Origin of the sequence: Streptomyces xanthii, assembly GCF_014621695.1 — a bacterium.
GTDB lineage: Bacteria > Actinomycetota > Actinomycetes > Streptomycetales > Streptomycetaceae > Streptomyces > Streptomyces xanthii.
Map to the genome: position 1 here is coordinate 2,054,732 of NZ_CP061281.1, position 12,029 is coordinate 2,066,760.

At 73.0% G+C, this 12,029-nt stretch carries 8 protein-coding genes; 1 reads left to right on the plus strand and 7 read right to left on the minus strand.

Features of this window, described 5'->3' with window-relative positions:
• Nucleotides 1-28: 28 nt before the first annotated feature.
• The 4 genes from IAG42_RS09295 to IAG42_RS09310 all read right to left on the minus strand — a co-directional run bounded on the left by IAG42_RS09295 (nucleotide 29) and on the right by IAG42_RS09310 (nucleotide 5,130).
• Nucleotides 29-1,330 carry a M50 family metallopeptidase gene (locus IAG42_RS09295; RefSeq protein ID WP_188336556.1) on the minus strand — a complete coding sequence of 434 codons (1,302 nt, stop codon included), beginning with the start codon at nucleotides 1,328-1,330 and terminating at the stop codon, nucleotides 29-31.
• A complete protein-coding gene (gene dxr, locus IAG42_RS09300) occupies nucleotides 1,327-2,595 on the minus strand; it encodes a 1-deoxy-D-xylulose-5-phosphate reductoisomerase (protein WP_188336557.1) in 1,269 nt (422 codons plus the stop codon). Before dxr ends, IAG42_RS09295 begins: the two co-directional genes overlap by 4 nt.
• Nucleotides 2,596-2,659: 64 nt before the next feature.
• Nucleotides 2,660-4,582: an acyl-CoA dehydrogenase family protein gene (locus tag IAG42_RS09305; protein WP_188336558.1), complete on the minus strand. Its 1,923-nt coding sequence runs from the start codon at nucleotides 4,580-4,582 to the stop codon at nucleotides 2,660-2,662.
• Nucleotides 4,583-4,725: 143 nt separating this feature from the next.
• Nucleotides 4,726-5,130, minus strand: a complete 405-nt coding sequence (locus IAG42_RS09310; RefSeq protein ID WP_188336559.1) for a hypothetical protein — start codon at nucleotides 5,128-5,130, stop codon at nucleotides 4,726-4,728.
• Nucleotides 5,131-5,291: 161 nt separating this feature from the next.
• On the opposite strand from IAG42_RS09310, the gene IAG42_RS09315 reads away from it, so the two are divergent.
• Nucleotides 5,292-5,969, plus strand: a complete 678-nt coding sequence (locus IAG42_RS09315; RefSeq protein WP_188336560.1) for a DUF5701 family protein — start codon at nucleotides 5,292-5,294, stop codon at nucleotides 5,967-5,969.
• Nucleotides 5,970-6,092: 123 nt separating this feature from the next.
• Here the strand turns inward: IAG42_RS09315 and IAG42_RS09320 are convergent, their stop codons facing one another.
• The 3 genes from IAG42_RS09320 to IAG42_RS09330 all read right to left on the minus strand — a co-directional run bounded on the left by IAG42_RS09320 (nucleotide 6,093) and on the right by IAG42_RS09330 (nucleotide 11,831).
• A complete protein-coding gene (locus IAG42_RS09320) occupies nucleotides 6,093-7,538 on the minus strand; it encodes an aldehyde dehydrogenase family protein (RefSeq protein ID WP_188336561.1) in 1,446 nt (481 codons plus the stop codon).
• Between the two features lie 352 nt (nucleotides 7,539-7,890).
• Nucleotides 7,891-9,540: a PucR family transcriptional regulator gene (locus tag IAG42_RS09325; protein WP_188336562.1), complete on the minus strand. Its 1,650-nt coding sequence runs from the start codon at nucleotides 9,538-9,540 to the stop codon at nucleotides 7,891-7,893.
• Between the two features lie 134 nt (nucleotides 9,541-9,674).
• Nucleotides 9,675-11,831 carry an ATP-binding protein gene (locus tag IAG42_RS09330; RefSeq protein ID WP_188336563.1) on the minus strand — a complete coding sequence of 719 codons (2,157 nt, stop codon included), beginning with the start codon at nucleotides 11,829-11,831 and terminating at the stop codon, nucleotides 9,675-9,677.
• Nucleotides 11,832-12,029 lie beyond the last annotated feature (198 nt).

Below are 12,029 nucleotides of genomic sequence, written 5' to 3' on the forward strand. Positions count from 1 at the left end.
GGACCCGGGCGTCATGAAGCGTGCGTGATCAGGAGATTTTCACCGGATTAACGACGTCGGCGATCAGCACCAGGATGGTGAAGCAGACGAAGATTCCGGCCACCACGTAGGCCACGGGCATGAGCTTCGCTACATCGAAGGGGCCCGGGTCGGGACGCCGGAAGACCTTCGCCACGTTCCGCCGCAGGGCCTCCCACAGGGCTCCCGCGATGTGCCCGCCGTCGAGCGGGAGCAGCGGCAGCATGTTGAAGAGGAACAGCGACAGGTTGAAGCCCGCGACCAGCATCAGCGACATCGCCAGCTTCTGCGTGGCGGGGATGTCGAGGGCGGCGATGTCACCGCCGACGCGGGCCGCGCCGACGACGCCCATCGGGGAGTCCTGCTCGCGCGGGCCGTCGCCGAACGCGGCGTCCCACAGGGCCGGGATCTTCGCCGGGAGGGCGACGATGGAGTCGGCGGCGTCGCCGACCCGGTCGCCCATCCAGCTCACGGAGTCGCCGAAGTCCTGGTGGACGACGCCGGTGGCGGCGGTGAAGCCGAGGAAGCCGGCCTTCACGTAGCCGTCGACGACCTGGCCGCTGGAGTCCTTCTTCGCCACCTGGTTGGTGGCGATGTGCGCGGTCAGGGTCTTGAGGTGTCCGTCGCGCTCGACGACGATCGGGACGGTCTTGCCGGCGCTCTTGCGGATCTCGTCGGACAGCGTGTTCCACTTGTCCGTCGTGACTCCGTTGAAGGACACGATCTTGTCCTTCGCCTGGAGGCCCGCGGCCTTGGCCGGGGAGGCGTCGTCGGTCTTCTTGCAGGTGTCGCGCTCGGCGCTGGCCTTGATGACGCAGGGCGAGACGGACTCGACCACGTTCGTCTGCTGGGTGATGCCGAAGCCCATGAGCACGACGAAGAACAGCGCGACCGCGAGGATCAGGTTCATGAACGGGCCGGCGAACATCACGATCACGCGCTTCCACGGCTTGCGCGTGTAGAAGAGCCGGGTCTCGTCGCCGGGCCGCACCTCCTCGAAGGCCGCCGCGCGGGCGTCCTCGACCATCGAGCGGAACGGGGAGGTCGAGCGGGCCTCGATCCGGCCGTCCTCGCCGGGCGGGAACATGCCGATCATGCGGATGTAGCCGCCGAGCGGGATGGCCTTGATGCCGTACTCGGTCTCGCCCTTCTTGCGCGACCAGATGGTGGGGCCGAAGCCGACCATGTACTGGGGCACACGGATGCCGAAGAGCTTGGCCGTCGACAGGTGGCCCAGCTCGTGCCAGGCGATGGAGACGAGCAGGCCCACCACGAAGACGAGGATGCCGAGGATCATCATCAAGGTCGTCATGCACGAGCCTCCGCGGCTGCCTGGTCCTTCGTCGTCAGTTCACGGGCCCGGGCGCGTGCCCAGGTCTCCGCTTCGAGGACGTCCGCGACGGTCAGGGAAGTTCCCGTTCCGGGTGTGCCGTGTTCGTGCACGACCCGGGTGACGGTCTCCATGATCCCGTTGAACGGCAGGGCGCCCTTCAGGAAGGCGTCCACGCACTCCTCGTTGGCGGCATTGAACACCGCCGGGGCCGTGCCCGCGAGCTCCCCCACGTGCCGGGCGAGCCCGACGGACGGGAACGCGTCGTTGTCGAGCGGGTAGAACTCCCAGCTCGACGCCTGGGTCCAGTCGAAGGCGGGGGCGGCGTCGGGGATGCGCTCGGGCCAGCCGAGGCCGATGGCGATGGGGCCGCGCATGTCGGGCGGGGTCGCCTGGAGGAGCGAGGAGCCGTCGACGAACTCGACCATGGAGTGGACGTAGGACTGGGGGTGGACGACGACCTCGATGCGGTCGAAGGGGATGTCGTAGAGGAGGTGCGCCTCGATGACCTCCAGTCCCTTGTTGACCAGCGTCGCCGAGTTGATCGTGATGACCGGGCCCATCGCCCAGGTGGGGTGCGCGAGGGCGTCCTCGACCGTGACGTTCGCGAGGTCGGCCTTGGTCCGGCCGCGGAAGGGGCCGCCGGAGGCGGTGACGACGAGCTTGCGGACGTCGGCGCGGGTGCCGGCGGCGAGGGCCTGGAAGAGGGCGGCGTGCTCGGAGTCGACCGGGATGATCTGGCCGGGCTTCGCGATCCGCTTGACGATCGGGCCGCCGACGATCAGCGACTCCTTGTTGGCGAGGGCGAGGGTGCGGCCCGCCTCCAGGGCGGCGAGGGTCGGCGCGAGGCCGATGGAGCCGGTGATGCCGTTGAGGACGGTGTGGCAGTCGCCGCGGCCCGCGATCTCGGTGGCGGCGTCCGGTCCGGCCAGGATCTCCGGCAGCGGCTCCCCGGGCCCGTACTGCGCGGCGAGCGCCTCGCGCAGCGCGGGCACGACGTCCTCGCGGGCCACGGCGACCGTGCGGACGCGCAGCCGGTGGGCCTGCTCGGCGAGCAGGGCGACGCGGCCGCCCGCGGCACTGAGCGCGGTGACCCGGAACCGGTCCGGGTTGCGCAGCACGAGGTCGATCGCCTGCGTGCCGATCGACCCCGTCGAACCCAGGACGACGATGTCGCGGGGTCCTTCGGCGGGTGCGGGGTCGAAGACGAGGTGAGGGTCCGCGAGGGGCGAGGGGCTTTCGGTCATTCCCCCATTCTTGCGCGCGTCACCTGTGAGTCCGACAGGGCGCCCCGACTTGTCGGACCGTCGGTCAGGGGATGCGCCGGTGGACGTTCTCCCGCTTGCTGGGTCCGGGTGTGGCGTCGGCGATCCAGGGGCCTTCGCCGCTCGGGTCGATGACCCCCTCCTCCAGCCAGGTGTAGGCGCCGTCAAGGACGGCCCTGACGACCTTTCGGTCGTTGTCGTCGGTGTTCGTCCACAGGCGGGCGAAGAGTTCGTCGACGCGGATACGGGCCTGGCGGCAGAAGGCGTCGGCGAGCTGGTGGGCCTCGCGGCCGTGCGGGCCGGTGGCGCGGAGGTGTTCGGCGCGGACGCAGGCGGCGCTCATGGCGAAGAGTTCGGCGCCGATGTCGACGATCCGGCCGAGGAAGCCCTGTTTGGTCTCCATGCGGCCCTGCCAGCGGGACATGGCGTAGAAGGTGGAGCGGGCGAGCTTGCGGGCCGCGCGTTCCACGTACCGCAGATGGGTCGCGAGGTCGCCGAACTCACCGTAGGAGTTGGGGAGTTGGCCTGGGCCGGCGACGAGTTTGGGCAGCCAGCGGGCGTAGAAGCCGCCGGCCTTGGCACCCGCCTTCGCCTTGTCGGTGAGGGAGGTGTCGGGGTCGATGAGGTCGCCGGCGACGGAGAGGTGGGCGTCGACGGCCTCGCGGGCGATGAGCAGGTGCATGATCTCGGTGGAGCCCTCGAAGATGCGGTTGATGCGCAGATCGCGCAGGAGCTGCTCGGCGGGAACGGCGCGTTCGCCGCGGGCGGCGAGGGACTCGGCGGTCTCGAAGCCTCGGCCGCCGCGGATCTGGACGAGTTCGTCGGCCATCCGCCAGGCGGCCTCGGAGCCGTAGAGCTTGGCGAGGGCGGCCTCGATGCGGATGTCGTTGCGGTTCTCGTCGGCCATCTGGGAGGAGAGGTCGAGGACGGCCTCGAGGGCGAACGTGGTGGCGGCGATGTAGCTGATCTTCGCGCCGACGGCCTCGTGGAGCGCGACGGGCCGGCCCCACTGCTCGCGCACCGCCGACCATTCGCGGGCGATCTTCAGGCACCACTTGCCGGCGCCGACGCACATGGCGGGCAGCGAGAGCCGGCCCGTGTTGAGCGTGGTGAGGGCGATCTTGAGGCCGGCGCCCTCGGGGCCGATGCGCTGGTCGGCGGGGACGCGGACCTGGTGGAAGCGGGTGACGCCGTTCTCGATGCCGCGCAGGCCCATGAAGGCGTTGCGGTTCTCGACGGTGATGCCCTCGGAGCCGGCCTCGACGACGAACGCGGTGATGCCGCCCTTGTGGCCCTCGGAGGCGGGGACGCGGGCCATGACGACGAGGAGGTCGGCGACGACGCCGTTCGTGGTCCACAGCTTCACGCCGTCGAGGACGTAGTCGTCGCCGTCGGGCACCGCGCTGGTGGCGAGCCGGGCCGGGTCGGAGCCGACGTCGGGCTCGGTGAGGAGGAAGGCGCTGATGTCGGTGCGGGCGCAGCGCGGCAGGTAGCGCTCCTTCTGCTCCTGGGTGCCGAAGGTCTTCACCGGCTGCGGTACGCCGATGGACTGGTGCGCGGAGAGCAGGGCGCCGATCGCCGGGGACACGGAGCCGACGAGGGCGAGCGCCTTGTTGTAGTGCACCTGGGTGAGGCCGAGGCCGCCGTACTGTGGGTCGATCTTCATGCCGAGCGCGCCGAGCCGCTTGAGCCCCTCGATCGTCTCGTCGGGGATGCGGGCCTCGCGTTCGATGCGCGCCGGGTCGACCTCGGTCTCGCAGAAGGCGCGCAGTTCGGCGAGGAACGCCTCGCCGCGCCGCACGTCCTCGTCGGCGGGCACCGGGTGCGGATGGATGAGGTCGAGGCGGAACCGGCCGAGGAAGAGCTCCTTGGCGAAGCTGGGTTTGCGCCAGCCCTGCTCGCGGGCGGCCTCGGCGACCTGCCGTGCCTCGCGCTCGGAGACCTTGGGCCGGTCGGTGGATGCGGTCATGCGGAGCTCACCTCGCCGCTCGTCGGGGGCTTGTGGCTACTCGACCGTAGTACCCGATTTCCGGTGGTTCGGAAAGACGGCGGGACGGGTGCGGGCCCCCGGCGGCGGGGTGGGCGCGGCTCCTCAGGACGCCTCGGTACGCCCTACTTCCACTCGTACAGCTTGGCGGCGGCCTTGCCGTCGGCCTCTACGCGGAACTCGAAGACGCCGGCAACGGTGTTGAGCCGTTCGAACTTCGTGGCGGCGGTCTCGAAGAAGATCGCACCGCGCCATTCGACCGCGCCACCGTCGACGAAGCGGCCCACACCGGAGCCGTGCCAGGTGACCGTCTCGCCGTCCTTGGTCATGTTGAAGCCCTGTCCCTCGCCCCAGAGGGTGCCGTCGGGGCGCAGGACCGACTCGTACGTGCCGGTGTCCTGGATCTCGACCCCGAGAAGGGTGCCGCTCGCCTGGAAGGACGCCTCGGTGACGGGGTGGCCGCCGTCCGTGGACAGCACCCGCATCCCTGTCGTCCGCCCCTGTTCCTCACCTATCGTCTCGCCGAGCATGACGGGACTCCTCTCCGACTCCGCGGATGGTTCCCCCTGTTCCCGGCCTACGCCGGACGGGGGACGCCGTCAAACGGAGCCGCGGGAGTCGGGAACCTTCGGGCGCGGGCCCGCGTTCTCCCCGGCGTCCACGGTCCGTACCGCACGTCAGGGGAACCACCGTGTCCGAAACCGAAACCGAAACCGAAGAGACCGACACCGCGACCGTGACCGCTCTCCCACCGCTCGCCGTCCAGGCCGAGCGCCTGATCGCACTCGGGGTGCACGAGCTCGCGGGGATCGCCGCGGGCGAGCTGCGCGCGTTCGCCGCGGGTGCCGCGGACAGTGCCGGGGGTGACGCCCTGCTCGCCGTCCATCCGGACCGCGTTCCGGCCTCGGCCCTCGCCCCGCTGCTGCGCCACGAGGACAAGCCGGGCTTCGTCGTCGTCGACATGGCGGACGTCGACGACTTCGCGCCGGGCGAGGCCGCCGGTCTGCCGGACGCGCCGCTGTACGTGGTCAGCGGCGTGGACCGGGGCGACCGGATGGCCGACTGGAGTCCGGAGGAGGCCCTTCCCGCCCTCGCGGCGGAGGGCCGTACGCCGCTGGTGCTCAGCGAGGGCATCCACTGGGTGCTCCAGCGGCCGGAGGTCCTGGAGCGCAATCACTGCTTCATGACCATCGGCTCACGGCTGCGCAAGCCGAACGGAGTCCTGGACGCCCGTACGCCGGCCATCTGGATCAGCAACGGCACGGGGCGGGACGGACGGGAGCGGCGCGGCGCCCCGAAGGTCGGCTGGTGCTGGTGGGGCAACCGGCACACGTGGCTCGGCTTCGGCTCGGCCACGGGCCGGAGCTAGCCGCGCGGGCCGCCCCGGAACGCGAGGACGGCCGAAGCCCCCGCACAGTGGGCTCCGGCCGTCGGTCTCGGTCCGTACGGGCGCGCGCGTCGGCGTGCGCCCGTACGGGCTGCTCAGGGGCTGCTAGAGGGCGAGGCCCGTCAGGACCAGGACGCGCTCGTAGGTGTAGTCGTCCATCGCGTACTTGACGCCCTCGCGGCCGACGCCGGACTTCTTGGCGCCGCCGTACGGCATCTGGTCGGCGCGGTAGGACGGGACGTCGCCGATGATCACGCCGCCGACCTCGAGGGCGCGGTGGGCGCGGAACGCGGTCTGCAGGTCGTGGGTGAAGACACCCGCCTGGAGGCCGAAGTCCGAGTCGTTGACCGCGGCGAACGCCTCGGCCTCGCCGTCGACCTTCGCGACCGTGAGGACCGGGCCGAAGACCTCGGCGCGGGCCAGGGTGACGTCCTCGGGCAGCTCGGTGAGGACGGTCGGGGCGTACGAGGCGCCCTCGCGCTTGCCGCCGGCGAGCAGCTTGGCGCCGGCCGCGACGGCCTCGTCGACCCAGGACTCGACGCGCTTGGCGGCGTTCTCGTCGACGAGCGGGCCGACGTCCGTGGCGTCGTCGGTCGGGTCACCGGTGACCTGCGCCTCGACGGCCGCGACGATCTTCGGCAGCAGCCGGTCGTACACGGTGGCGTCGGCGATGACGCGCTGCACGGAGATGCAGGACTGGCCGCCCTGGTAGTTGGAGAAGGTGGCGATGCGGGTCGCCGCCCAGTCCAGGTCCTCCTCGGAGGACCAGTCGCCGAGGACGACGGCCGCGGCGTTGCCGCCGAGCTCCAGGGTGCAGTGCTTGTGCGGCACCGACTCCTGGATGGCGAAGCCGACCTTGTCGGAGCCGGTGAAGGAGATGACCGGGAGGCGCTCGTCCTGGACGAGGGCGGGCATCCGGTCGTTCGGCACGGTCAGGACGGACCAGGAGCCGGCCGGCAGGTCGGTCTCGGCCAGGATCTCGCCCAGGACGAGGGAGGAGATCGGGGTGGACGGGGCCGGCTTGAGGATGATGGGGGCACCGACGGCGATGGCCGGGGCGACCTTGTGGGCGCTCAGGTTCAGCGGGAAGTTGAACGGCGCGATGCCCAGGACGACGCCCTTGGGGATGCGGCGGGTGAGCGCGAGCCGGCCGACGCCGCCACCGTCGGTGTCCAGGCGCTGGGCCTCACCGCTGTTGAAGCGGCGGGCCTCCTCGGCGGCCCAGCGGAACACGGAGACGGCACGGCCGACCTCGCCGCGGGCCCACTTGATCGGCTTGCCGTTCTCGGCCGAGATCAGCTGCGCGAGCTCCTCGGTGCGCTCGGCCAGGCGCTTCGCCACGTGGTCCAGGGCGGTGGCACGGACGTGGGCCGGGGTGGCGGCGAACTCGTCCACGACGGCGTGGGCGGCCGCGACGGCCTCCTCGACCTGGGCCTCGGTGGCGATGGAGACGGTGCCCACGACGCGGTTGTCGTAGGAGTTGGTGACGTCGAACGTCTCGGTGCCGGTGGCCTGGCGGCCGGCGAGCCAGAAGGCGTGGGTGGCGGTCATGGGTCGTGTACCGGCCTTTCCGTGAACGGGGGTGATGTGCCCACGGTAGGGCTCCGCCGGGCGGGATCTTGTTGGCCGGGGTGGAGTGTGCGGGTTGCTTGGTTCGACGGAATGGCGAACGCGCCGTTGGTGGTCTCCGTGCGTCGGCCGCTGCGGGCCGGTGGGGGCTGGTCGCGCAGTTCCCCGCGCCCCTGGAAGACAGCGGCTTCGCCGCGCCTTCCCCCGATGAAAGGCGCCCCGCGCCTTGATCGGGGAGATGCGGCGCGAAGCGCCATGCATCTCAGGGGCGCGGGGCTGTGACATCAGCGGCTCCGCCGCGGGGCGCGACCAGCCCCCACCGGCCCGCAGGCGACTACGAACCGGTCGCCTTCAGCGCGAGCCACAGCTCCATGCGGACGTCCGGGTCGTCGAGGGAGCGGCCGAGGATCTCCTCGACGCGGCGCATGCGGTAGCGCAGGGTGTGGCGGTGGACGCCGAGATCGGCGGCCGCCGCGTCCCACTGGCCGTGCCGGGACAGCCAGGCCCGCAGCGAGGCGACGAGATCGCCGCGGCCCGTCGCGTCGTGGTCGCGCAGGGCCCGCAGGAGCCCGTCCGCGAACGCCAGCACCGCGTCGTCGGCCAGCAGCGGCAGCACGGACCCGGCGACGACGTCCTCGTGCTCGACGAGGATGCGGCCGCGCCGGCGGGCGACGGACAGGGCCTGTTCGGCCTGTTTGAAGGCGCCGGCGGCGGCGATCGGCCCGGACGGCGCGGAGAAGCCGATCACGGGCTCCTCCCCCGTCGACCCCTCGGCGCGCACCGCCTCGGCCCGCATGGCCTCCAGCGCCTCCGCGTACCGCACGCACGCCTCGACGGCCGCGCCCCCGTCGGCGGCGAGTAGCACGAGCCGACCGCCGTCGGGCACGACGAGCACCGCCTCGCCGGCCCGCGCGGCGGCGGACTCCACGATGTCGGCGAGTGCGGAGAGGGGGTCCTCGCCGGCGCCGGTGACGGCTTCCGCGAGGAGTGCGGCCGTGCCGGCCGGGGTGTCGCCGCTCGCCGCGACCCCGGTGGGCGGCGGTGCGACGGCCTCGGCGAGCACCATGCGGAACGGCGCGTCGAGCAGCGCCCCGTACAGGCCGCCGGCGACGGCTCGCGCGTGGTCGGGTTCGCCGGCGAGCAGCATCCGGAGCACGGCGGAGCCGATGCGCTGCTCGGCGGCGTGCAGGGCGCGGGAGCGCTCGGTGGTGAGGGTGAGGAGGGCGATCGCGGAGTGCAGGGCGTAGCGCTCGGCGGTGCCGAGGGTGGCGGCGGTGCCGACGGCGAGCGCGGCGCGCGGTCCGCGGCCGGTGCCGATGGAGTGCAGTTCGATGCGGTCGTCGCTGCCGGAGGCGACGACGGCGCTGGCGGGCGCGGGCCGCTCCCGCAGCCGTTCCACGTCGGGGGTGAGGCGGGCGGCGCGGCGGCCGGCCCATTCGGGCGCGGCGGCGACGACGGCGCCGGACGCGTCGTAGAGGGCGGCCCAGCCGTCGACCTGGGCGGCGAGGACGGCGAGGAGGCCCTCGGGGCCTTCGTTCAGGGCCTGCTTGGTGAGTTCGCGCTGGGCGGCGAAGCCGGAGGTGACGGCGCGGTACTGGTCGGCGGCGATGGCCGCGGAGACGGCCTTGCTGATGGCGATGAACGGGGTGCGCGGCGGGACCGCGAGCAGGGGCAGGCCCTCGCTCTGGGCGGCGTCGACCAGGGCCTGCGGCACGTCGTCGTAGTTGACGCCGACCGCGAAGCCGAGGCCGACGACGCCGGCGCCGACGAGCCGCTTGACGTACCGCCGCATCGCCTCGGGGTCCTCGGCGTCCAGCTTGAGGGCGGTGATGAGCAGGAGCTCGCCGCCCTCCATGTAGGGGACGGGGTCGGCGAGCTCGCTGACGTGGGCCCAGCGGACGGGTGTGTCCAGGCGTTCCTCGCCCGCGCGCACGGTGAGCTTGAGCGCCGAGTGGTGGACGAGCGAGGCGAGCGTGGGCGGCATGGGGCCTTCAGGTGTGCGGTACGTACGGGTGGCTCTGCGGCGGGCGTTCTGTGAAGCTTTTGGCCGCTCCGTATGAACGTCCTGAGCCGATTCTGCCTCACCGTACGTACTCCTGATGCCGAAGCGGCGCCTCGTCAGCCCCTCAGGTCCACCAGGAGCGGCGGCGCGTGGTCGCCGCGGACGGTGGTGAGGGAGAGGACGGCGTGGCCGGGCGGGACGGCGTGGGCGAGGTCGGAGGCGGACCAGCGTTCGCGCTCGACCTGGCGGACGGTGACGGCACGGGCCGTCGGCGCCCGCCCGGTGATCACGCGGCGCACGGCGTGCAGCGCCTTGCCGGCCGGGGTCTCGGCGATGATCTGCCGGTCGGTGACGTCGCGGGCCTCGGTCCACTCCTTGCCCCACACCTCGGCGAAGTCCTGCCCGTCCCAGGGGGTGAGCCCGGACAGGGCCATGCGGCAGCCGACGGCTCCGAGCAGCGGGGAGCGCAGCGGCCGGGGCACGTCGTCGAGGGTGCGCAGGGTGAGGACGGCGCCCGCGTTGGCCGAGCGCAGGCGCTGGATGCCGCGGACGGCCTGCGGGGTGATGGTGCCGGTCGCGTCGTCGAGCACGAGGCAGGCGAACAGGGAGCGGTCCTCGCGGACGGCGACGCTGGCGGTGAACTGGGCGAGGACGAGCCGGGCGAGGATCCGGGAGGCGTCGGCGTGGCCGCGTTCGGGCAGGTCGACGCGGACCCGGACGGGGTGGTCGAGGGCGCGCAGGGAGAAGGGCCGGGTGGCGCCGGAGGTGTCGAAGAAGGAGGCGAAGGCGGGCCGGTCGAGCAGGGCGACGCGGTCGGCGAGCACGGCGCCGACGTCGCCGGGGTGGCCCAGTTGCCGTTCGCGCGCGTCGAGTTCGCGGAGCATCGCGTGGTGGCCGGCGTCGGTGAGGGCGGTGCGCAGGGCGCCGAGCGCGTCGGGCGCCCCGTCGAGCAGCCGGCGCAGCTCGGGCACGGACGGGAAGCGGCCGTGGACGGCGTGGTAGGGGCCGAGGAGCTGGGCGAGGACGGTGGTGGAGCGCCGGCTGTCGCCGCCGGGGTGCGGGTCGGCGAGGTCGCCGACGAGGGCTTCGGCGAGCACGGCCGCGGCCTCGTCGGGGTCGGTGCTGCCGCCGTACAGGTCGAGGTCGTAGACGGAGTCGGGGGAGCCGACGCGGACGACGACGTCGTACGTGTCCTGCCCGCCGAGCCCGGCGCCGGCCGCGCCGACGACCACGACGGCGGCCCGTCCGGCGAGGGCGCCGAGGCAGAGGGACTCGGCGAGCGGCCACACGACGCTGCCGGTCTTGCCGGAGCCGGGCGGGCCGACGGCGAGCAGCGAGGTGCCGATCAGGTCGGGGCCGAGGGCGAGGCCGACGCCCCGGTAGGCGTAGGGGTTGCGCTCGTCGTCGGCGGCCGAGCCGATCCTGACCTGGGCGGTGGCGAGGTCGTGGCGGGCGGCGCGGGCGGGCAGGTCGCGGGTGCCGGAGGGGTGCGGGCAGGCGGCGGCGCCCTCCTTGGCGACGGCGGCGGTGAACGCGGCGAGGCTGTGCCGGCCGCGCTTGACGCCCTGCCAGGCGCGGGCGATGCGGGCGTGGTCGACGTCGCGCATGAGTCCGGCGCGGGCGTCGGCGCCGAGCCGCTCGGCGGCGGCCTCGGCCCCGGCCTCGCGCAGCTGCGGCCAGGTGGCGGGGTCCTCCTCGGGAGCGGGCGCGCGCTCGGGGGCGGCGGGGCGGGCGGCGCGCAGCGCTGGCCGGATGAAGCGGCGCCAGATCTCCGGCCAGCGCCCACCCCGCCCGGCGGCGTACATGATCCCTCCGCCGACCAACAGGTAGTACGCGTACGACGCGATAGCCCCAGCAACCTCCTCACCGCCTGTCTCAGGCTTGATCCATGCCTCAGGCGTCAGTACGTAGTACGGCCACATCCAGTACCAGCCCAGGTAGCCGTTCCAGAGCAGCGACCACAGCAGCCAGCCGGCGAGCAGCGCAATCAGCGCGCCACTGAACAGTTGCCTGGTGGGCGTAACCTCCGGTTCTTCCTCGGGACGAGGGACATACCCGAACCGCCACACCCCCGGAGTCGCCGCAGGCCGGGGCGTCCGCAACCAGCGCAGAAACACCTCAGCACCCGTTCCAGGCGGAGCCATCGGCGCGTGCGCGGGCCGCGGCGGGGGCGTGACGGGTCGTGCCGGGTGCGGCACCGCCGCCCCGCGCGCTCCCGTGCCGTCCCGGACGCCCCGTTCCCTGGCGGCGCCGCTCGTGCCCTCGGTGTCCATGGCCCTTGCCCCCTGACCTGCCGGTCCATCGGTCGGACCGTCCGTCGATCCGGCCTCAATTTAGTGCCCGATCCAAGGGAGTTCACCGCTTACGCGGCCCGGGGGCGCGGACTGGCCGGGAATCCCATGTGTCCACCACGGACAACAGCCTGGCCGAATCCCACCCCGATGGAGCATGACCACCCTGCCGAGGCGGCC